Origin of the sequence: Hyphomicrobium denitrificans 1NES1 (assembly GCF_000230975.2) — a bacterium.
GTDB classification, from domain to species: Bacteria; Pseudomonadota; Alphaproteobacteria; order Rhizobiales; family Hyphomicrobiaceae; genus Hyphomicrobium_B; species Hyphomicrobium_B denitrificans_A.
In genome coordinates, this window is record NC_021172.1 from 369,525 (window position 1) to 390,440 (window position 20,916).

At 60.3% G+C, this 20,916-nt stretch carries 22 protein-coding genes; 5 read left to right on the top strand and 17 right to left on the bottom strand.

The annotated features are described in order from the left end of the window. Positions 1–12: 12 nt before the first annotated feature. The 4 genes from pheT to rpmI all read right to left on the bottom strand — a co-directional run bounded on the left by pheT (position 13) and on the right by rpmI (position 4,665). Positions 13–2,445 (bottom strand): phenylalanine--tRNA ligase subunit beta, encoded by a 2,433-nt coding sequence (gene pheT, locus HYPDE_RS01745; protein ID WP_015596606.1) that lies wholly within the window; start codon positions 2,443–2,445, stop codon positions 13–15. A 172-nt stretch (positions 2,446–2,617) separates the two neighbouring features. Next, a complete protein-coding gene (gene pheS, locus HYPDE_RS01750; protein ID WP_015596607.1) occupies positions 2,618–3,691 on the bottom strand; it encodes a phenylalanine--tRNA ligase subunit alpha in 1,074 nt (357 codons plus the stop codon). Between the two features lie 264 nt (positions 3,692–3,955). Further along, positions 3,956–4,357: a 50S ribosomal protein L20 gene (gene rplT, locus HYPDE_RS01755; RefSeq protein WP_015596608.1), complete on the bottom strand. Its 402-nt coding sequence runs from the start codon at positions 4,355–4,357 to the stop codon at positions 3,956–3,958. Between the two features lie 107 nt (positions 4,358–4,464). Next, entirely contained in the window at positions 4,465–4,665 is a 201-nt protein-coding gene (gene rpmI, locus HYPDE_RS01760; protein ID WP_015596609.1) for a 50S ribosomal protein L35, read from the bottom strand. 500 nt (positions 4,666–5,165) lie between these two features. Between rpmI and HYPDE_RS01765 the strand changes: the two genes are divergently transcribed. Next, positions 5,166–5,513 (top strand): hypothetical protein, encoded by a 348-nt coding sequence (locus HYPDE_RS01765; RefSeq protein ID WP_041319785.1) that lies wholly within the window; start codon positions 5,166–5,168, stop codon positions 5,511–5,513. A 24-nt stretch (positions 5,514–5,537) separates the two neighbouring features. Here the strand turns inward: HYPDE_RS01765 and HYPDE_RS01770 are convergent, their stop codons facing one another. After that, complete coding sequence (locus HYPDE_RS01770; protein ID WP_015596611.1) at positions 5,538–5,948, bottom strand: GtrA family protein; 411 nt, start codon at positions 5,946–5,948, stop codon at positions 5,538–5,540. Between the two features lie 263 nt (positions 5,949–6,211). Between HYPDE_RS01770 and HYPDE_RS01775 the strand changes: the two genes are divergently transcribed. Then, positions 6,212–6,412, top strand: coding sequence for a hypothetical protein (locus tag HYPDE_RS01775; protein ID WP_041320735.1), 201 nt, complete (start codon positions 6,212–6,214; stop codon positions 6,410–6,412). A gap of 422 nt (positions 6,413–6,834) precedes the next feature. Here the strand turns inward: HYPDE_RS01775 and HYPDE_RS01780 are convergent, their stop codons facing one another. Next, entirely contained in the window at positions 6,835–7,209 is a 375-nt protein-coding gene (locus HYPDE_RS01780) for a cyclic nucleotide-binding domain-containing protein (protein WP_015596614.1), read from the bottom strand. A gap of 134 nt (positions 7,210–7,343) precedes the next feature. Beyond that, positions 7,344–7,874 (bottom strand): translation initiation factor IF-3, encoded by a 531-nt coding sequence (infC, locus tag HYPDE_RS01785; protein WP_015596615.1) that lies wholly within the window; start codon positions 7,872–7,874, stop codon positions 7,344–7,346. A gap of 222 nt (positions 7,875–8,096) precedes the next feature. Between infC and HYPDE_RS01790 the strand changes: the two genes are divergently transcribed. Further along, positions 8,097–9,176, top strand: a complete 1,080-nt coding sequence (locus HYPDE_RS01790) for an ELM1/GtrOC1 family putative glycosyltransferase (RefSeq protein ID WP_015596616.1) — start codon at positions 8,097–8,099, stop codon at positions 9,174–9,176. A 37-nt stretch (positions 9,177–9,213) separates the two neighbouring features. On the opposite strand, the gene HYPDE_RS01795 is transcribed toward HYPDE_RS01790, so the two are convergent. Then, the gene (locus tag HYPDE_RS01795; protein WP_015596617.1) at positions 9,214–10,029 is read right to left on the bottom strand and encodes a hypothetical protein; all 816 of its coding nucleotides are present in this window, start codon (positions 10,027–10,029) and stop codon (positions 9,214–9,216) included. Between the two features lie 174 nt (positions 10,030–10,203). After that, a complete protein-coding gene (locus HYPDE_RS01800; protein ID WP_015596618.1) occupies positions 10,204–11,409 on the bottom strand; it encodes a glycosyltransferase family 4 protein in 1,206 nt (401 codons plus the stop codon). 2 nt (positions 11,410–11,411) lie between these two features. Here HYPDE_RS01800 and HYPDE_RS01805 point away from each other — a divergent pair, with 2 nt between their 5' ends. Continuing rightward, positions 11,412–12,230, top strand: a complete 819-nt coding sequence (locus tag HYPDE_RS01805; protein WP_015596619.1) for an alpha/beta hydrolase — start codon at positions 11,412–11,414, stop codon at positions 12,228–12,230. A gap of 15 nt (positions 12,231–12,245) precedes the next feature. Here HYPDE_RS01805 and HYPDE_RS01810 read toward each other — a convergent pair whose 3' ends face one another. The 4 genes from HYPDE_RS01810 to HYPDE_RS01825 form a co-directional block, all read right to left on the bottom strand. Beyond that, positions 12,246–13,196, bottom strand: coding sequence for a hypothetical protein (locus tag HYPDE_RS01810; protein ID WP_144061148.1), 951 nt, complete (start codon positions 13,194–13,196; stop codon positions 12,246–12,248). Positions 13,197–13,319: 123 nt separating this feature from the next. After that, positions 13,320–14,183 carry an SDR family oxidoreductase gene (locus HYPDE_RS01815; protein WP_015596621.1) on the bottom strand — a complete coding sequence of 288 codons (864 nt, stop codon included), beginning with the start codon at positions 14,181–14,183 and terminating at the stop codon, positions 13,320–13,322. Continuing rightward, positions 14,180–15,352: a tRNA epoxyqueuosine(34) reductase QueG gene (gene queG / locus HYPDE_RS01820; protein WP_015596622.1), complete on the bottom strand. Its 1,173-nt coding sequence runs from the start codon at positions 15,350–15,352 to the stop codon at positions 14,180–14,182. The genes HYPDE_RS01815 and queG overlap by 4 nt, the downstream gene beginning before the upstream one ends. After that, positions 15,349–16,053 carry a glutathione S-transferase family protein gene (locus HYPDE_RS01825; protein WP_015596623.1) on the bottom strand — a complete coding sequence of 235 codons (705 nt, stop codon included), beginning with the start codon at positions 16,051–16,053 and terminating at the stop codon, positions 15,349–15,351. Before HYPDE_RS01825 ends, queG begins: the two co-directional genes overlap by 4 nt. 142 nt (positions 16,054–16,195) lie before the next feature. Here HYPDE_RS01825 and HYPDE_RS01830 point away from each other — a divergent pair, with 142 nt between their 5' ends. Beyond that, positions 16,196–16,993 carry an undecaprenyl-diphosphate phosphatase gene (locus HYPDE_RS01830; protein ID WP_015596624.1) on the top strand — a complete coding sequence of 266 codons (798 nt, stop codon included), beginning with the start codon at positions 16,196–16,198 and terminating at the stop codon, positions 16,991–16,993. A gap of 72 nt (positions 16,994–17,065) precedes the next feature. Here the strand turns inward: HYPDE_RS01830 and HYPDE_RS01835 are convergent, their stop codons facing one another. From HYPDE_RS01835 to lptB, 4 genes are all read right to left on the bottom strand, one after another. Continuing rightward, a complete protein-coding gene (locus tag HYPDE_RS01835; RefSeq protein WP_015596625.1) occupies positions 17,066–17,530 on the bottom strand; it encodes a PTS sugar transporter subunit IIA in 465 nt (154 codons plus the stop codon). Positions 17,531–17,626: 96 nt separating this feature from the next. Then, a complete protein-coding gene (hpf, locus tag HYPDE_RS01840; protein WP_041319788.1) occupies positions 17,627–18,223 on the bottom strand; it encodes a ribosome hibernation-promoting factor, HPF/YfiA family in 597 nt (198 codons plus the stop codon). Between the two features lie 225 nt (positions 18,224–18,448). Next, positions 18,449–19,981 (bottom strand): RNA polymerase factor sigma-54, encoded by a 1,533-nt coding sequence (rpoN, locus tag HYPDE_RS01845; protein ID WP_015596627.1) that lies wholly within the window; start codon positions 19,979–19,981, stop codon positions 18,449–18,451. Positions 19,982–20,027: 46 nt separating this feature from the next. Then, positions 20,028–20,894 carry an LPS export ABC transporter ATP-binding protein gene (gene lptB / locus HYPDE_RS01850; RefSeq protein WP_015596628.1) on the bottom strand — a complete coding sequence of 289 codons (867 nt, stop codon included), beginning with the start codon at positions 20,892–20,894 and terminating at the stop codon, positions 20,028–20,030. Between the last annotated feature and the right edge of the window lie 22 nt (positions 20,895–20,916).

Consider the following 20,916-nt stretch of genomic DNA (forward strand, 5'->3'; position numbering starts at 1 on the left):
GGCGGCGGCCGTTCAAGATCGAAGCTCGGCGCCGGTCGCCTTCTTAACATCGGCAACTATTTTTTTGATAATCGTATCGATAGCCTGGTCCGTGAGTGTTTCAGCGACCGGTTGAATGGTCACCTCGACCGCGATCGACTTTTTGCCCTCGGCCGCGAGGTTGCCGCCCTCGAACACGTCAAAGACGTTGACGGCACGGATGAGGGTCTTGTCGGCATTGCTTGCGGCTTTGATCACATCGCCTGCCGCGACGTCCTTCGCCACGACGAACGCGAGGTCGCGCTTGACGGGTAATAGATCAGATGCGGCAAGCTGAGGCTTTGCCCGCGATTTCTTCTTTTCGGGCGGCAGGGCATCGATGAAGATTTCGAACGCGGCGACGGGCGCTTCGACGTCGAGCGCTTTGAGCGTCACCGGGTGGATCTCGCCGAAATAGGCGAGCACCGTTTTCGGACCGAGCCGAAGAGTGCCGGAGCGGCCCGGATGATACCAGGGCGGGCAATCCCTCGTGATCTGGGCTTTGTTCGCGTCGAGGTCGAGCGCGGCAAGAGCGGCGAACACATCGGCTTTGACATCGAAGACGTCGACGGCCGCTGCCGCTCCGTGCCAGTGGCGGCCAGAGCCGTTGAAACGTGACGTTCCGGCGCGCACGGCCGCGGCGCTCAGATACTGGTCTTCGGGCCGTTCGCCGCGATAGGCTTGGCCAAGCTCGAACAGCGCGACGTCGGCGGCGCCGCGGTTGCGATTGCGGGTAACCGCCGTCAGCAATCCCGGCAGAAGGCCGGGCCGCATCGACGACATTTCCGTCGAGATCGGGTTGGCTAGGTCGAGGGCCTCGGCGCCACCACCAAAATGCGTTGCCTGATCCTTCGGGATGAAGCTCCAGGTCACCGCTTCGACGAAGCCGCGCGATGCGAGCAAGCGCCGGGCGCGGCGTGCGCGTTTCTGCTTTTCGGTCAGCACGGGGCGTGCGACGCCATCGAGGCGCGGCAGAGGCGTCGCCGGAATGAGGTCGAGACCGGCGATACGCACGACTTCTTCGACGAGGTCGGCGGCGCCATGCACGTCCGGCCGCCACGTCGGCACGGTGATCTTTGCGGCGTTCGGCTTGCTTTCGATCTTGAAGCCGAACGCCGTCAGAATCTTCGAGATCTCAGCGTCCGGGAGCGTAACGCCCGTCAGCTTTTCGACGTGCGCGAAATCGAACGGAATGACGCGGTTCTCGATCGGCTCCTTGCCGGCGATTTTTGCTTTTGAAACCTCGCCGCCGCAGAATTTCAGGATCATGTCGGTCGCGAGGTCGAGGCCCGGGCGAACGGAGGCCGGATCGACGCCGCGTTCGAAACGGTAGCGTGCGTCGGTGACGAGACCGGTCTTGCGGCCGGTCGCTGCAGTGCGCACCGGATCGAACCAAGCGCTCTCGATCAGGACGGCTGTCGTCTCCGGCGTGCAGCCGGTCGACTCTCCGCCCATGACGCCGCCGAGCCCCAGTGGCCCCGTGTCATCGGCGATGACGCACATCGTATTGTCGACGGTGTATTCTTTGCCGTCGAGCGCGAGGAATTTCTCGCCAGTTTTTCCGAGGCGCGCGTGGATCGCGCCCTTTAGCTTATGTGCGTCGTAGACATGAAGTGGTCGTCCGCGATCGAGCGAGATGTAGTTCGTGACGTCGACGAGCGCATTGATGGGGCGCAGGCCGACGGCCTTCAGGCGACGCTGCAGCCAGTCCGGCGACGGCCCGTTCGAGACATTGCGGATCGTGCGCGCCGCGAAGACGGGGCAAGCGTTCGCTGTCTCGGCCGTGAATTCGAGCTTCACCGGAATGCTGCACTCGAACGCTTCCTTGATCGGTTCGAGCTTCGGTTCCGGCTTCAATGTACCGAGCCCTGCCGCTGCGAGGTCGCGCGCAATGCCGCGAACGCCGGTGCAATCGGGGCGGTTCGGCGTCAGCTTCACTTCGATGACGGGATCGTTGAGGTCGGCGACATCGATGTAGCGCTCGCCAACCTTGCTTGCCCATTCGGCGGGCAAATCAAGAATGCCGTCGCTTTCGTCGGAGAGCTCGAGCTCGGCGGCCGAGCACATCATGCCGTTCGAGACGACGCCGCGGACAGGCTTCTTCTCAAGCGTGATTTTCGAACCTGGGATGTAGGTTCCGAGCGGAGCGAACACGGCGACCATTCCAGCGCGGGCGTTCGGTGCGCCGCAGACGACCTCCATTAGAGGCGCGCCTTTTGCAATCTCGACTTGGACAACCTGCAGCTTGTCGGCGTTCGGATGCTTCTTGGCTTCGACGATACGCGCGATGCGGAAGGCGCCGAGCAATTTCGCGGGGTCTTCGACGCTTTCGACCTCAAGACCGATGGCGGACAGCGTCGTCTCGATCTCATCGAGCGATGCGGTCGTGTCGAGATGGTCTTTAAGCCAGGAGAACGTGAATTTCATATTTCGTCATCCTCGAACGTGTGAGCCCCGGCGAGCGCGTTCGGGGATCCAGCGTGAGACTTGTCGCAGACGCTATATTGTGCCGTCGGCACATTTTGCGCTGGATTCCCGGCCTTCGACGCGCATTCCATGCGCACTCGGCCGAGAATGACGAGGAGATTTGGTGCACACGTCACGACGATAATCCGCCGGCGAGGGTGGGGACGTCGAGCGTCGAGAAGCCGTAGTGGCTGAGCCAAGTCAGGTCGCCCGAGAAGAAGGCGCGCAAGTCCGGGATACCGTATTTCAGCATCGTCAGGCGATCGAGGCCAACGCCGAAGGCGAAGCCCTGATATTTCTCAGGGTCGAGGCCGCAGTTCTTCAGCACGTTCGGATGTACCATGCCGCAACCGAGAATTTCCAACCACTGGCCCGGCTTGCCGATCGCTTCGGCGCCGATGTCGACTTCCATCGACGGCTCGGTGAAGGGGAAGTGCGAAGCGCGGAAGCGCATCTTCACTTCGTCGACCTCGAAGAAGGCTTTGCAAAATTCCTGGAGAACCCATTTCAGGTGTCCCATATGGGTCGACTCGTCGATGACGAGGCCTTCGACCTGATGGAACATCGGCGTGTGCGTCTGGTCGCTGTCGCAGCGGTAGACGCGACCTGGCGCGATGATGCGGATCGGCGGTTTCTGCGAAACCATCGTGCGGATCTGCACGGGGCTCGTGTGCGTGCGCAGAAGCAAGCGTGAGCCATCGGCCTTCGGGGCAAAATAGAACGTGTCATGGTCCTGGCGTGCAGGATGCTCGGCCGGGATGTTGAGCTTGTCGAAGTTCATCTCGTCCGTTTCGATATCCGGACCTTCGGCCACCGAGAAGCCCATGTCGGCGAAGATCTCGACGACTTCGTCGAGGACCTGGCTGACGGGATGAATGCGGCCTTCTGCAATGGGTCCGGGACGCACCGGCAGTGTTACGTCGGTGCGTTCGGTTTTCAGCCGTTCGTCGAGGGCGGCCGTTTCGAGTTCGGTCTTGCGCGCGTCGAGCGCCGCGGAAATCTGGCCCTTTAGCGTATTGACCGTTTGACCGAAAGTCTTGCGTTCTTCCGGTGGCAGCGATCCGAGCTTGCTCATCAGCTCCGAAATGCGGCCCTTCTTTCCGAGGGCCGAAACGCGGACGGCGTCGAGCGCGGTGAGGTCTTTCGCGCCACCGATTTCAGCGATGAGGTTCTTTTCCAGAACCTTGAGATCGTCAGCACCGCTCATCGAAATCTCCTTCAGCCATATGCCGAAGCTTGTGATGCTTTCCCCCCCCAGCGGGGAGGGGCAAGGGGTGGGCAGAGAATACAAAACCTGTTGTTCGTAAAGCGCGCCTCGCGCGCTTGTGAGTCCGGTCTGTCGCGCGATCGGTCCGCCTTGCCATTCACCCCATCCCTAACCCCTCCCCTGATGGGAGGGGGAAGTGGAGGCCCCGATCGCGTAACCGCGATACGAGTAGCGTCTTACTGAGGACAGATGCGCAGTCGCGGATCAGGCGGCTTTCTTGGCCTTGTCCTGGTCGGCCTTGGCGACGGGCGAACTCGCTGCTTTCGCGGCCTTGTCGACGAGCGCCTTGAAGCCTGCCGGATCGTTGATCGCGATGTCGGAGAGAACCTTGCGATCGACCTCGATGCCGAGGTTCGTCAGGCCGTTGATAAAGCGGCCGTAGGTCAGCCCGTGCTCGCGGACAGCGGCGTTGATGCGCTGGATCCAAAGAGCGCGGAAGTTGCGCTTGCGGCGCTTGCGATCACGATAGGCGTACTGCTGCGCCTTCTCGACCGCCTGCTTGGCGACGCGGATCGTATTCTTGCGGCGGCCGTAATAGCCTTTCGCGGCCTTGATGACTTTCTTGTGCTTGGCGTGGGCGGTTACGCCACGTTTAACGCGGGCCATGGAGGATGCTCCTCAGAGTAAATGCTTCAAGAGTTCGTCGTGTGATGAGTCTTTGTTAGCCGCGTGCGACTCGCGTTCCGCGAGCCGGCCGCACGCGGCGGGCAAACTCATCGATTGTAGGGCATGTATTTCTTGACGATTTTGGCATCAGAATCGTTCAGCACACCCGTGCCGCGCGCCTTCTGAATGAATTTCGCCGTGCGCTTGATCATGCCGTGACGCTTGCCGGCCTGGGCGGCTACAACCTTGCCGGTGCCGGTCATCTTGAAGCGCTTTTTGGCGCCGCTCTTGGTCTTCATCTTAGGCATTTTGCTTTGGTCCTTTAGTTCGCTCGCGGGCCGCATCGGATGCTTGCGCTGACGCGCTTCCCATCCTAGCCCTCCGCGGGGGCGCCGCTCAGCGGCGGGGCGCGTCCGCGCCCACGGCTCTTGCGAGCCGAAGTGTTCGAGCTTTGCAGCTAGACCCACTCTCGGCAGCTGCGAAGCTGCCGGTCCTGCGAAGGGTGCTTTTTGCAGTTTCCGCTTGTTTTTCAAAAGCATAAGAACCGCCACGGCATGCCTCGCCGGGCGGCTCTGAGCGGCTTTATACGGAAATGTTGCGAAAATCGCAACATCGATGCTCATGCGCAGCATCAACGTTGCCAAAATCGCATCACGCCGCATCAGCGTTGCGATTTTCGCAACATCCGGACGGAAATCGCCTCGACTGGAACGAAAATAGCGTCGGTTAGGCTTGAACGAAGTACAAAGCTTACGCGTTGGGAAGCGGGTGCTGGCAAGGCATCCGGTGGGGCGAGGGAGGTGGGGCCGTGAGGCAAATCATCGATCAGATCGTCAATCTGCTGCAGCAGGGAATCACGGCGATTTTCAAATTCGTCGAACTCGTCTGGCAATGGTCCTTCGGCCAGATGTTCGCAATCTTTCAATCGAACTGGCAGGCGCTGCCGGTTTGGAAGATCGCGATCCTCGCGGTTGTCGTGATCGCAATCATCTACGTGCTCTACAGGGGCTTCTTTCAACTCTGGCGAGCGGCGGAGCAGATCTTCAAAGCCTTTGTCGATCTGTTGATGGTGCTTGTTTCGATCCTGCCTTACGTTCTGATCGCGGGTCTGATTGCGGCTGCCGGCAGCTACGTGGTCCAGCACGTCAACTTCTAAAGCCACGCATGCGCGGCCGTCGGTTCAAGCGGCGGACGAGTCCGCCGGGTTCGCGTTGAACACGACGTGACGGCGCACGAAATAAAGCACCACGAAGCAGAGGACCATCGCGACGGTCTTGCCCTCGACGGCAGGCAGTTTCATTACGTGCACAGTCAGCCAGACGACGGTCGCGGTGAGCACCAGACCGATGAAGCCGGTGCCGACGAATTCCATGAACAGGCGGTGCTCGCTCTTGTGCGACATATCTCCAACGAAGACGCATTTCTTCATCAGGCCGTAGTTGACGACAACGGCCGCGGAATATGCGATGGCGCTTTGCAAGACAGGCATTCCGAAGACGTGCGTCAGCATCAGGAGAAGCGTGTAGTCGACGATCGCCGATATCACGTTGGCGCCTGTGTAGCGCGATAGATGCCCGACTTTCGAATGCATGCGGCAGCCCCTCGTTGATCTCAATCCCAGGTTTCGGGGTGGTTAGATCGCTGTTAGACGCATCGGCCGTCCTAATGCTGCTTCGCGAATTCGCACCTGCGCCATATCGCCCAGGCGACCCGAGCGATGCAGGTTCGGAACTCACCGGCAAAATGCATTTGCTGCCTGTTGCGTCTCCTTGGGCGCCGATGCCTGGCGCTCAATCGTGCTCGAAGCGAGAATTAGACGTCATCGGGTATCTGGGCGCTTCGGAGCGGACCCCCATGAAAATCGATCCATTTGTCGTGATGATTTTATTCGTGGCGGCGCTGCCGACCGTCGCGATTAGCATGCGTTCTGCCAGCGGCTGGCGCGCGGGAGTCGTTTTTGCGGCGTTCTATCCAGCGCTTGTGATTGTCGTCGGCGTTCTCATGATCGCAACGTTCGTTACGCTTGCCGCGTTCGGGCTGATCGACCTCGATTAGTCTGGACATCGCTGATTGTTAAGGTCGGTATTCACGGTCCGTTCAGCCATCGATTGCGAAATTCCTTGCGCGCAAGTGTTCGCGCGTCCTCAAAAAACGGAGTTGCTCTATGCGTATCGCACCGCTTCTTGCCGCGTCCGTTGTTGCAATCGGCCTATCCGTCGCCGTCGGCGGTCCGTCCCAGGCAGCGCCAATTTCACCTATCCACCAGTCTCAGATCACGCAGTCCATCGCGCAGCCCGTCGGTTATTATTGGCGGCGTCCGTATTGGCGTCGCGGACATTGCGTCAGATGGCGCAACATTTGCGCAAACCGCTGGGGTTGGGGCGGGTGGCGTTTCCGTCGCTGCATGGTCCGGCACGGCTGCTAGATTAAAAGCCGAAGCGAATTGAGCGAGCGGCATCCTGATTGCGGCTCGCTCCTCAGTGCTCTTTATTCATCCGCCGAAGCCTGTTCGCAAGCAGGCTCATCACTCGTAACGCGAACTGCGGATCGCTACGGATGATGGTAAGGAACGCCCGCTTGTCGATCGCAACGACCTCGGTCGGCTCGGCTGCCATCGCAGCGGCGCTGCGGCGCCCGTCGTCGATCAAGGCCATCTCTCCGAAAATGCCGCCGGCGCGCACATTTTCGAGCACCGTCCCATACGTGATGACGTCAACGCGGCCTGATCGGACCATATACATGGTATCGGCAGCATCGTCCTCGAGGAAGATCTTCTCTCCCGCATCGAAGAACCGGTACGGTGCGCCGATTTGATCCAATATCGAAAAATCAAAAAGGCTGTCTTCGCTCATGACCTTCTACTCCCACCGCACGCCGGACAAAATTAGAGCCCTGCTCTTGGCCGAGCAAGGCTCTGAATTACATTCGTCAAATTGGTCAGTGGGCCGAGGAATAGGGCGAGAGGCGTTTCACCCGCTGCGAGGGATCATTTCGGTGCGAGCACCATGACCATCTGCCTGCCTTCGAAACGGGGCTCGCTTTCGACCTTGGCGATTGCATCGGTATCGCCTTTCACGCGCTGGAGAACGGCCATGCCGAGTTGCGAATGGGCCATCTCGCGGCCGCGGAAGCGAAGTGTGATCTTCACCTTGTCGCCGTCTTCGAAGAAGCGTTTGATGGCGCGCAGCTTTACGTCGTAGTCGTGATCGTCGATGCCGGGTCGCATCTTGATCTCTTTCAACTCGACGATTTTCTGGTTCTTGCGCGCTTCGGCGGCTTTCTTCTGTTCCTGGAATTTGTATTTGCCGAAATCGAGAATCTTGCATACCGGCGGCTCAGCGTCCGGCGAGATCTCCACGAGATCCAGTCCGATATCCTCAGCACGGGCAAGGGCATCGAATTTGGCGATGACTCCGACGTTCTGGCCGTTCTCGTCGATGAGGCGGACTTCCCGGGCCCGGATTTGATCGTTGATGCGGGGCCCTTGGTTTTCCCGGCTCTGGGGCTCGGGTCGCATAGGTCTACGGATGGGGCATTCTCCTCTTGCTGTTTCGCTATTTGGACGCAGCCCGACCTGGCGTGCGCGCAGACTCGAGCATCCCGGCGCAAGATTCTTAACGTGGAGTATAAAGTCAAGTCTTAACCGGCGAATACAACGTCCGTTAAAAGAGGATTGAGCCTAAACCACAAAACGTCACAATCGGACGGTCGTATCCGTTCACAACCACTGGATATCTGAATGCAATCGGAATGCCGTTCGGTGAAGCCTCTCAAGGGACTGCTAATTTCTGACGGCCGCCCCGGGAATTATCACTTGGCGGAAGGGCTGGTCGCGGCAATTGAGCGCCTCAGGCCGGTCGAGGTCACGCGGCTGGACATTTCCCAGCATACCTGGACTCCGACGCGGTTCCTGGCATTTCTGAGCAACCGCGGCGTTCGGCCCAATACCATCCTGCGTCTTGGATATGAGCTTTCACCAGACGCGGTAAAGAATGCCGACTTCGTCGCATCGGCGGGCGGCGATACCCTTGGGGCGAATGTCGCCTTCTCGCGGCTCTTCGGCGCGCCGAACTACTTCTATGGCTCCGGCAAGCATTTCAACGCCGCGGACTTTAACCTCGTATTCACCTCTCACACGGCGGTCGCGACCGGACCGCGGCATGTCAGGACGATCAAGCCGAGCCCCATCGATCCCGACTCGATGGTGCTGCCTGGGCTTTCGCCGAGCCAACCGCCGGCGGTGATCGGTGTGCTGATCGGTGGCAACACGTCCACGATCAAGTTCTCGGAATTCGACTTGGCGCGTTTGGTCACCTTCATGCGCGATATGCATGCTGCGACGGGCACGACGTTCTACGTCTCAAACTCGCGGCGCACGCCGCACAAACTGAGCGACGCGCTTGTCCGGCTCGCCGAGGAGGAACATAGCGCGATCCATAAGTTCATCGACGTACGTGTCGCGGGGAACGGCACGCTCCGCGATCTCTATGCGAACTCGTCGGCCATTCTCTGCACGGCCGACAGCAGCTCCATGGTTTCCGAGTCGGTCTGGCTGCGTCGGCCCACGATTGCCATTACGCCGAACAAGTTCAGTCTGGATGAGAGCGAGCTCGAATACCGTAGCTTCCTTGAGGGCAACGGCTGGCTTCGTACCATGCCGATCGCTGATCTTGCTCCGGACGTGGTCTTGTCCAAGCTTCGCTCGATCACGCCCATCGTCGAGAACGGGCTCGACCTTTTGGCGGAAGTGTTTCGCCAGAGGCAGCCGGAGCTGTTTGCGCATGTGACGCCCGCCAAAGGTGCGAGCGTCAGCACTTAGGCTCTAGGGGCTGTCTTTCGGTCGTTCCGCCGAGATCTCAATACTCGCTTTCAGCTTTGTCGGTTCGCGGCGAGCCATTGTAGCTGTTTGGCGACGTCTGCTGGAACAGCACCATCAGCGTGTTGCGCACGCCCTTGAAGTTCGTCAGCATCTTGCGCCCGTGCCAGCTCTGCTTTTCACGAGAATCTGAAACTGCGAAACCGTACCCGCTGTTCGGGCGGAACTCGAAACGCTTCAGCTCCTCGAACGTGCTGCCGAACAGCTTCTTGTGGCGGCGATAGATCGACGTGCCGAGATCCATCTGGCTCATATCGGGCGCCAGGTAGAACTGGGTGGTGACGATCTTATTCAAGCCATCGCAGTGAGGCTTGATCTTGTAATCCTCGGTGTCGCGCACCAGGCGAACTTCATAGGCGCACGTCTTATCGATAATCGCCTCTTCCGTCGTGCCAAAGCGGAGCGCAAGATCGGGCGCGAGCTTTTTGAAGATTGCACGGCGATACTCGGGCCGGGTCACGACGTCGACAACGTCCTGCCAAACCTGCTGCGATCGCTGCGGCAGCTTGGCGATCGCTTCCTTGGTGAGATGTAACTGATCGCGGCTGCTCTCACCGTCGGGGCGCACGTAGAGGCGCATGTTCAGCGGCTCATAGAGCTTCGGATCAGGAAGGTTCGCGAGCATGTCCGCGTAGAAGTCGTCTGGAAACCAGCCTACGCCATAGTAGTGGCAATATGGGTCTGTCTCGAGCGGGATGCTGTCGAGCTTCTTCATCATGTGGTTGAAGATCCGCTCGGCGTTCGCGTTCGTCGCAGGGCGTTCCCGAACTGCATAATCCGTTGCAGGCATTGCCATGATATCGGTCTCCCCCGAAGGTCCCAAGATTGTGCCGGTCAGGGCACCATACGAAATTTGCAAACCAGCTTGTAGGCAATTTGATGGAATACGCGCAGTTTCACGCGTCTTGTTGCTTGCATTCCTGAGGCGCTGAATTCGTTGGCGTTGGAAAGGCTTGGAGAATCGTGGCGGCTATTGTTTCTTTATTGCAACTGTGAAAACCGGTTGCATCGAAGTTCCCAGCAATTTGTCGTAAACCGCGAGCGTCTGGCGCTGCATTTCGGACGTTGAGAACTTTTCCGTGACGTGTTTGCGGGCGTGAGCGCCTATCTCGGCCCGCGCAAGATCATCGAGCGACAAGGCTTCGAGAAGCACGGTTTCGTAGGCGGCGATGTCGCCCGGGGGAACGAGCCAGCCCGTCCGATCCTTCGCGGCGACGCGGGGCGGGGCGAGCACCGTTTCGGGTGGTGCTCCAATGTTCGTCGAAATGACGGGGCATGCCATTGCTTGTGCTTCCGCAGCGGCACGGCCGAAGGCTTCCGGTTCAATCGATGCAACGATCGCGGTATGGGCTGCCGCAAATGCGGCGGGCATATCGTCGACGTGTCCGACAAGGCGCACAATATCTTCAAGCCCCGCGCTCGCGATTTGCTTCGACAACGTGTCGCGATAGTCGTCGCGGCCCTGGGCGTCGCCGGCGAGAATGAAAACGCAATCATGGACCTTATCGCGAATCCGCGCCGCTGCCGCGATGACGTCACCCTGGCCTTTCCATTTTGTCAGGCGCGCGGCGTGCAGCACGATGCGCTGATGATTCTTTACGTTCCATCTGTCGCGCAGTTTTTCGATGCGCTCCGGCGATACGATTGCCGGATCGAAAGCTTCGAGATCGACGCCGCGATAAATGACGCGAATGCGACCTTCGGGCGTTGCGTAACGCTTCTTGACGATGTCGGCGGTATAGCGGGAATTGGCGATCACGATATCGCCGCGGGCCATCACGCTGTTATAGAGTCGCTTGGCGCGACCTCTCTCGTTATAGATGCCGTGATATGTCGTGACGAACGGCAGTTTCGCCCGGCGTGCTGCGATCAGCGCACTCCAGGCTGGCGCGCGGCTACGCGCGTGAATGAGATCGACGTTCTCTTTGCGCGCAATCCGTTCTATCGCGGCAGCATTGGCGAGCAGCTTCAACGGGCTTTTCGTCGCCGCGGGAAATGCGATGAACTCACCGCCGACGGCAGCGAGACGGTCTGCCATGCGGCCGCCTTCGCTCAACACAATGGCGCGCCCCCCTGCACGAACGACCGCCGACGCAATCTCTATCGCGGAAAGCTCGGCGCCGCCCGTGTCGAGTTCCGGAATGATCTGCAATATGGTAGGGCGCTTCAAGCCCATGGATGGCTCCAAAAGAAAAGACGAGGTTGTTTAAGGTGCCAAGCGATGAACCGCAAACGCTGATCGTTGGAGAGGGTGAGGGAAAGCGTAGCATCGCCTATCGCACGGCGGCGTCCCGAACGGCGAACGACACTGGGCTTTTCTGGCTGTCGGGATTCATGTCGGACATGGCTTCGACCAAGGCGGCCGCCGTTGCCGCGTGGGCCGCGGAGCGCGGACTTGCTTCAACGCGCTTCGATTATTCGGGCCACGGTGTCTCGGACGGCCCTTTCACGGACGGGACAATCGGACGCTGGCTTGAAGAAGCGTACGCCGTGTTCACGCGTGTCACGGTGGGTCCGCAAGTCATCATTGGCTCGAGCATGGGTGGGCATATCGCGCTCTTGCTTCTGCGCAAGCTTATGTGCGAGCAACCGTCCGAAGCTCAGCGCGTCAAAGGGCTCGTTCTCATTGCACCGGCGTGGGACATGACAGAAGAGCTGATGTGGAAACGCTTCGGTGATGATGCGCGCCGCGCCATTCTCGAACGCGGGGTTTACGAGCAACCCTCCGCCTACGGTTCGCCTTATCCGATTACGCGCAGCCTGATCGAGGACGGACGCAAACATCTTCTGGCTCGCGAGCCATTCAATCCGGGACGGCCGGTCGTGATCTTGCAGGGCCTTCAAGATCCGGATGTTCCCGCCGCGCACACGCGTGAGCTTACCGAATTTTTGACCGGGAAGTGGGTGAAGCTCATCGAGATCTCGGACGGCGAACATCGCCTATCGCGGCCGCAGGATCTGGCATTGCTTTTCGACGAGATCGGCAAGCTCGTGTAACAGTTAAACGGCTGTCTACTTGCCGTCCGCAGCGTTGTCGTCCTCATTGTCTTGCAGGCCGTTGGCGACGGCATCCTCGAGAGTCGACGGTCCGACTTGTTGCGCCGTCGTTTCCGGTACGACCCACATGCGGAAAGCGTGGGTCACGAGTGCATTGTCGCACATCAGATCGCCATCCAGTTTCCGGCATGTCGCGTCGGCTGCGACGGTATAAGCCCCGTCGGCCACGCCGCGGCTTTCTCCGACCTCGACGACTTGAATCTGGCTGTCGGGATGAAAGGCAACGTTGCGGAACGCGCATCCGGATTTGCCGCTGCAGGAATCACCGGTCGTGGTCTCCGTCGTCTTGAGCGCGACGGCCTCAGAGCGAGGCATTGGCTTAGCCGGAGAATCAAGTCCGTTCGATATCCAGCACTGTTGATCGAAGCAGATGATCGGATCGGGTTTGACGTGGGCTTGGTCGGTGTCGTCCGGATCGAGGACCAGCAGGATCGTAGCGCGCGTGCCGGAAGCGGGGACGGCCCTGTCTGGCTCTGTCGCCTGTGCGACGGCTGTCTTAAGCGGTTGTGCGATCGGCATCGGTGCGCTGGCCGGCGGTTCTATTGCGCGGGCAATGGGTTCGGGCAATGCCGTTGGTATCGGTTCGGCAACGGGTTGTGGTGCGGCAGCCGGGGCAGGCTGCGCGACCGTTATCGGCGCCGTCGCCGTAATGTCCTTCTGGCGTTCCGCTTCCTCGGCGCGGGCACGGCGCAGCATGTCCATCTCGTAGTCGAGACCGGGGCCGTCGGGATCGGGCTTGGCCACTCGTGGTGGTTTGGGCATTTGTAACGGCTGAGTGGGCGCCAGCTGGTCGGCTTCATAAAATTTCTGGGCAATCGCCTGGGCCGGATCGATCGGATCGGCCAAGCACGCAGGGGACGCTGCCAGCAAGGTCAGCACGGCGCTTGTGAAAACTGTGTGCCGCATGAAAATCGCCTGCATAATCGGAAACGTCGATGCTCGGAGCGTGCGTGGCGTCCGCAAGAGCATATCTGCGCGGCATTCCGGCGGAATGGCGGAGAACGTGTGGCGGCAGCAAAAAAATAGGTGTTACAAACCGGCGATGGCTTTCAGGCCCTCGACGTAGGTGGGATATGCGAGCTTAACGCCGAGCTCGTCTTTCATCCGGACGTTCGAAACCTTCTTGCTCTCGGCGTAGAAACTGCGCGCCATCGGCGAAAGGCTCGCGTCAGCCGGATCGGTCGCCGGGGGGCAGGGGACGCCCAAAAGCTCCGCACCGTAGGCAATGACATCCTGGGGCGGTGCCGGAAGATCATCGGTAACATTGAACACCTGGACGCCTGACGGAAGCTCAAGGGCTGCTTCAGTGGCAGTTGCGATGTCGTCGACGTGGACGCGGTTGGTCACCTGGCCCGGTTTGAATATTCGGCGGGCTTTGCCTGCGCGAAGCTGGTCGATGGCGCTGCGGCCCGGGCCGTAGATACCGGGAAGCCGAAGTATGACGATTGTCTTGCCGTTTGCCCGGCCGAATTTGCTCCATGCATTTTCGGCGTCGAGGCGGCGCTTGCCGCGCTCTGTAACTGGTTCCGGGGGCGTTTTCTCGTCCACCCACTTGCCTTTTGAATCGCCGTACACGCTGACGGAGGAAAAATATCCGATCCAGGAGATCGATGGGCTCGCTGCGATGTCCGGCCCGTAGACTCGGAGTGCCGGATCGCCGTCGGCGTCGGGAGGAATGGAAAGTAGTATGTGTGTCGATCTGCTGAGCGCTTCGGTGACGGCCGGATCGCGTTCGCACCCGTCGAACACGAAAGCTTCGTATCCGTCTCGCTTCAGGGTTTCTGCCTTGTCCGCGGTCGTTGCGGTTCCGGAAATGCTCCACCCTTGCGCCGTCAGCCGACGTGACAGCACGCCCGCGCAGTAGCCGAGGCCGAAGCAAAAAAGACGGTTCATATGGAATGTCCTTCGACGGGCATGGCCCACTCGCGCGCGACTTCGGGATCGGTCTCGCCCGGTTCGTAACGGGATTTGAGCGGCGCAAGCTCGGTGTCGCTCGTCAGACGCCTCGCCGACCAGATGGCCATGGCCCGAACGAGCGGAGACGCATCTTCAAGTAAAGGCGTGATCAATCGCAATAGAGATTTGTCGCCTGAGTTGCCCGCCGCAATGAGTGCATTGCGGACGATGCGATTGCGCCCGGTCCGCTTCACCGGAGTCCCGGCGAAGCGCACGCGGAATTCCGCATCGTCGAGCGCTAACAGCTCCGCAAGCGGCGGATTGTCGGTTGCCGGTTGCGCGGCGAAGCGCATCTCGGTCGCGGCGGCTGCGAACTTGTTCCAGGGGCAGACCGCGAGGCAGTCGTCGCAGCCGAACACGCGATTGCCCATCGGGACGCGAAACTCCGGTGGGATATGGCCTTTGTGCTCGACCGACAGGTAGGCGAGGCAGCGACGCGCGTCGAGCTGATAGGGCGCTGGAAAAGCCTTCGTGGGGCAGATGTCGAGACAGCGACTGCAGGACCCGCAGTGGTCGACTTCTTCGGCGTCGGGATCGAGGTCTGCCGTCGTCAGGATGGCTCCGAGGAACAGCCAGTCGCCGTGCTCGCGCGAGACGAGAACGGTGTGTTTGCCCTGCCAGCCCAGGCCTGCCTTCATCGCGAGCGGCTTTTCCATCAACGGCGCCGTATCGACAAAGACTTTGACGTCGGCGCCTGATTTCGCGGCAAAGGTGCGCGCCAGCGCCTTGATCTTCTTTTTGACGACGTCGTGGTAGTCGCGGCCCTTCGCATAGACGGAGACGATCCCGCGGTCGCGCTCGGCGAGGGCGTCGAGCGGGTTCGATGGCGGTGCATAGGATTGGCCGACCATGATCGCGCTTTTCGCCTCAGGCCAGAGCCGATTGGGATCGCCGCGCCGGTCTGCGTTCTCTTCCATCCAATCCATGTCGCCGTGGCGGCCGTGCTTCAGAAAATAATCGAGCCGTTCGGCAAGCTCACCGGACGAACCAAGGCGCGCGAACCCGATAGCGTCGAGTCCGAGCTTGCGGGCCTCGTCGCGGAGCAAGGCATTGAGATCGGCAGTCGCGGTAACGGTATCGAGCACGGTCAACGGCGCCAGGGTCAAAAATCCAGGTCGGAGTAGGCGAGCGGCGGCGAGGACCCCGGGACGCGATCGGCAAGAAGCGCGCGGAACGATGGCCGCGACTTGATCTTTTGATACCAAGCCTTGACCGCGGGGTACTCATGCCAGGGCATCTCGCCCAGGTAGTCCACGGTTGAGATATGCGCTGCCGCCGCAAAATCGGCAAAGCTCAAATCGTCGCCCGCCAGCCAGCGCCGTGCGTCGGCCAGATAGCCGGTGTAGGCGAGATGGTAACGAAGATTGGCGCGCACCGCCCGCAGAATAGAGGGGTCAGGAGCCGAGCTGCCCGACGGCCGCATCGTCTGGTAAATCTTCTCATTTAGAAGCTCGCGCGTGACTTCACGGTCGAATTTGCCATGATACCAGTCGATCAGGCGTCGGACTTCAGCGCGGTCTTCGCGATTGCCCGGGAATAGCGGCGGTGGCCTCTGCGCCATAACCGTCGCGTTCGGCAGCGGCTCATCGGCGATGAACTCGGAGATGGAGTAGGCGCCGCAGAGCGTCAGGCCGTTGTCGTATTCGAGGACGGGCATTTCGCCGGCGGGGTTCTTCGCCAGAAAGCCTTTCCGCCATTCCCATGGGTTTTCGTCGAGCAGCGCCACCTCGATACCGTATTCGGCGAGCGCGAGGCGGATCGAGCGGGAACGGGGGCAGAGCCGGTATTGTGTCAAGCGTGTGGGCATCGGGCCTCTTCGATTGCAACGCGGCAACTATACCTTCGGCCTAGGCCGATTCGAAGGCATCTGCGCCAAAACCGGAGCTATGGTGGGGAGGCGAATTCTGCTAACGCTCGCGCGCTGTTGCGCCTGAGGGGGAGCAGAATTCATGCATTCGTGGGAAGCCATATTTCTCGGGTTGATTGAAGGATTGACCGAGTATCTGCCCGTATCCTCGACGGCACACCTCTTGCTGACAGAGGAGCTTCTCGGCGTCAAATCGACAGGGCGGACGTTCGAGGTTCTCATTCAGCTCGGCGCGATCCTGGCTCTTCTCACTGTTTATTCGGGCCGCCTCTGGCACCTTGCCTGTGCGCTCCCGAGCGACGCCAGATCGCGGCGTTTCGTGCTTGCGGTGCTGATCGCATTTCTACCGGCGGCGGTGATCGGTGCCGCAGCTCACAGCATCATCAAGAATTATCTTTTCGAGTCGCCGTTGATCATCTGCATTGCACTGGTGCTCGGCGGCATCGTTCTTCTGTTCATCGATCGGATACCGCTCAAGCCGCGCTACCATGACGTGATGGATATTCCGGTGCTTAACGCGCTGGGCATCGGGTTCTGCCAGTGTCTTGCGATGATCCCGGGCGTTTCTCGTTCCGGATCGTCCATCGTCGGAGCAATGTTTTTCGGGACAGACAAGCGCACTGCAGCGGAATTCTCGTTCTTTCTTGCGATGCCAACGATGGCCGGGGCGTTCGCCTATGATCTCTATAAGAACTGGTCGCTTCTGACGCCCGACGACGTCGGCCTCATCGCCCTAGGCTTCGTGGCGGCATTCATCGCGGGCGTGGTGGTGGTCCGTTATGCACTTGACTTCATCGCTCGGCGGGGGCTGTCGTTCTTCGGCTGGTGGCGGCTTCTCGTCGGTGGCGTTGGGCTCGGTGCACTTGCGGTTTTGCATTGATGCACAAAATGAAAACGCCCCGGTTTCGGGGCGCTTTTTATTTTTCGCTGATGGTAAGTACCGGAGGCCTGTTCAAGCCGCGTTCGACGCGAGGGGCTTCGTCAGAACCAGCCGCAACTCATTGACATCCTTCGCATTGCGAAGGCCTTCAAGGGTCGCGGGATCGCGTACCAGACGCGAGATGCGAGCGAGCGCCTTCAGATGGTCGCCGCCAGCCTGCTCAGGCGCGAGAAGGAAGAACAGCAGGTCAACCGGCTCGCCGTCGTGGCTTTCGAACGGGATGGGACGCTCGAGCCGCGCGAACAAGCAGGTGATTGCCTTGATCACAGGAAGTTTGATGTGGGGAATTGCGATGCCGCGGCCGAGGCTCGTCGAGCTTAGCCGCTCGCGTTGCAGCAGAGCCGCGTAAATTTCGCGCGCCGGCGCGCCGGTCGTGGCCTCGGCTTTGGTCGCCAGAGCCTGAAGCGCCTGCTTCTTATCCTCTGCCTTCAGCCTCGGCACAACTCCGTCCGGGGCGAGCATGTCTTCAATATTCATCTAAGCTCCATCGCAATAACAGCGCTGCGCCCATCGCATCTCATGACGCGCCCCACTATGGCGGCCAGCGCTATATGATCAAAGATCCGATTGTCCTCAGTCTACATGTTTCGAAGCGGCCGGAATTTCTGCATCAATCCAGCCGATATGGCCATCGTTACGCCGGTAAACAACATTCAGGCCTCCGTGGGCCGCGTTCTTGAAAATCATGAAAGGCGCTTCGGACAAATCGAGCTGCATGACCGCTTCGCCGACTGTCATATGGCCGATATTACGTTGGCCTTCAGCGATAATAAGCGGATTCGCATCGTGGTGCTCGGGTTGGTCCTCCTCGCCCACGCTCACAATATAGTCGCGCGCCTCCATGTCGACCTTGCGGCGGGCGGCGGCTTCGGCAGACGTATGACTTTTGATGCGGCTTTTGTAGCGCCGCACCCGTGTTTCGAGGCGCTGTGCCGCAGAATCGACGCTCGTATAGGCGTCGTCACCTTCGCCGTGGGCCTCAAGCAGGAGACCACTCGTCAGCCGTACCGAGCACGATGTCTTGAAGAAACCGCGCTCGCGCTCGAGCCGGACGTGTCCGTCAGGCACGCGATCCAGATACTTTTTCAGAACCGTGTGAATCTTATCGCTGGCATAGGTCTGGAATGCGTTTCCGGCGTCGAGATTCTTTCCGGTAATTTGGATGGTCATGGATATCTGCACTCGCTGGGTCTTGGGGCTTGTATTTTCTGCGTGTGTTCCCGCGCCGCGATGTTGCGGCGCTTCCCCCACACGATTGCAAGCGCATGCGGCGACTACAAGCCTATTATTTCGCCAAAGCGTTAGGCCGGGACGGGCTCCAATGTCAAATCACGCTTCAAAAACAACTGTAACAAGAAAATTAATTTAAATCAATGTGTTACGAAGAACGTTCCATCAGGCCGTGCCGCCTAGTCTTTCGACTAGTCTCTTGTCGCGGCGCCGCTGCACGGAGGACGGAATGCGCATGGCCTCGCGATACTTCGCAACCGTGCGGCGGGCGATGTCGATGCCTTCGCTTTTCAACCTGTCGACGAGCTGATCGTCGGACAGGACCGCGTCGGCGTGCTCTGCGTCTATCATCTGTTTGATGCGATGGCGGACGGACTCGGACGAATGGGCTTCGCCATCGGCGGCGGACGCAATGGCTGACGTGAAGAAGTACTTCAACTCGTAGATGCCGCGCGGGGTTGCAATGTATTTGTTGGAGGTGACGCGCGAGACCGTCGATTCGTGCATCGAGATGGCGTCGGCAATGACTCTGAGGTTCAGCGGTCGCAAATGCTGCACGCCATACATAAAGAAGCTGTCCTGCTGACGCACGATCTGCTCGGCGACCTTCAGAATCGTGCGCGCGCGCTGGTCGAGGCTTTTGACAAGCCAGTTCGCAGTCTGCAGGCAGTCAAAGAGATAGCCCTTGTCGCGTTCGTTCGTCGCGGACTTGGCGATGCGTGTGTAGTATGTGCGGTTGACGAGAACGCGGGGCAGCGTGTCGCTGTTCAGCTCGACGTGCCAGCCGCCGTCGGACGCGGCGCGGACGATAACGTCCGGCACGACCGGCTGCACTTGTACGGAACCAAACTTCAGGCCGGGTTTCGGATTAAGCCGCTTGATCTCGCGGATCATATCCGCGAGTTCGTCCATATCGACGCCGACTGCCTTCTTCAGGGCCGCGAGATTGCGATTGCCGAGGTGATCCAAGTTGGCAAGCAACTGGGCCATCAACGGATCGTAACGGTTTTGATCCTTGAGCTGCAAAGCCAGACATTCGGCGAGCGAGCGGGCGAAAATCCCCGGCGGATCGAATGTCTGCAGCTTGCCGAGGACGCTTTCTACGAGTTCCAGCGGTGCGCCAAGGCGTTCCGATAGCGGTTCGAGATTCGCGGGGATGTAGCCCGCCTCATCGACGAGATCGATGAGGTATTGTCCAATAAGGCGTTCGACCGGATCGGTGATCGTCAGCGGCAACTGAGCGGTAAGGTGATCGCGGAGCGATATCTGGTTGGCGACGTAATCCTCCAGATCGCTGTCCTCTTCGCCGGCCGTGTGCATGCGCTGCGTAACGTTCGCCCAGCCGAGGCCAGCGGTCGGCCCGCTCCCAACGGGCTCGCCGGTACCCGGTCCCTGGAAGACGTTGCCGAAGTCGGCGTCCAGACCGCCCGTATGATCCTGAACGGGCTGTCTCAGGTCCAGCCAACGTTCCTCGTCGCCCGCTGCGGGCTTGTCATTGGGTGGTGCGGTTTCTTCCGAGGGCTTCGGGCCGGCGCTTGCTTCCTCACGTTCGAGCAGGGGATTGCGCTCAAGTTCGGCGTCGACGAACTCGGTAAGCTCGAGATTCGAGAGCTGCAGGAGCCGGATGGCCTGCTGCAGCTGCGGTGTCATCACCAGCTGCTGGCCCTGCCTCAGCTCAAGTTTGGCCGAAAGCGCCATGCGCTAACCCGCTGCTCCGTAGGTCAATTCCAGCGGCCAGCTGTACTCAACGCGTGTTAACGAACATATCGCCAAGGTAGACCCGCCGCACATCTTCGTTCGATATGATTTCCGAAGGTTTGCCCTGTGTCAGAACCTGACCATCGTAGATGATATATGCGCGGTCGATGAGACTTAATGTTTCGCGAACGTTATGATCGGTAATCAGCACCCCGATCCCGCGCTCCGTCAAGTGGCGGACGAGCTGCTGGATGTCTCCGACCGCAATCGGGTCGATACCGGCAAAAGGTTCGTCCAGCAACATGAATGAGGGCCGCGAGGCTAGCGCGCGGGCAATTTCGCATCGTCTCCGCTCGCCGCCCGAGAGCGCCAGTGCCGGCGATTTTCTAAGCCGCGTGATCGAAAATTCCTCAAGAAGGCTGTCGAGCTGCTCGCGCCGCGCCTTGCGGTCGGGCTCAATCAACTCAAGCACGGCCATGATGTTCTGCTCGACCGTCAGGCCGCGGAAGATCGAAGCTTCCTGCGGCAGATAGCCGACGCCAAGGCGGGCCCGCTGGTACATCGGCAGACTGGTGACGTTCTCGCCGTCGAGCGTAATGCGCCCGTCGTCCGCAGCGACGAGCCCGGTGATCATGTAGAAAACGGTTGTCTTGCCGGCGCCATTGGGTCCGAGAAGTCCAACCGACTCGCCGCGGCCGACCGCAAGGCTGACGCCCTTTACCACCATCCGCTTGCGATAGGATTTCTTGACGTCGAACGCGGTGAGCCAGCCCTCGGCGCCGATGGCGTGCGGATCTTCCTCGGCAGGGGCGTTTTGCGGCGTGTGGCCGTTGAGACGGACATGCCCGTTCGCGCCGCCCTGGGCGGCTGCAGCGCCTCTCGATTTGAGACGGATCGGTAGGGCCTTGAACACTTATCGCCTCTCCACGCAGCAC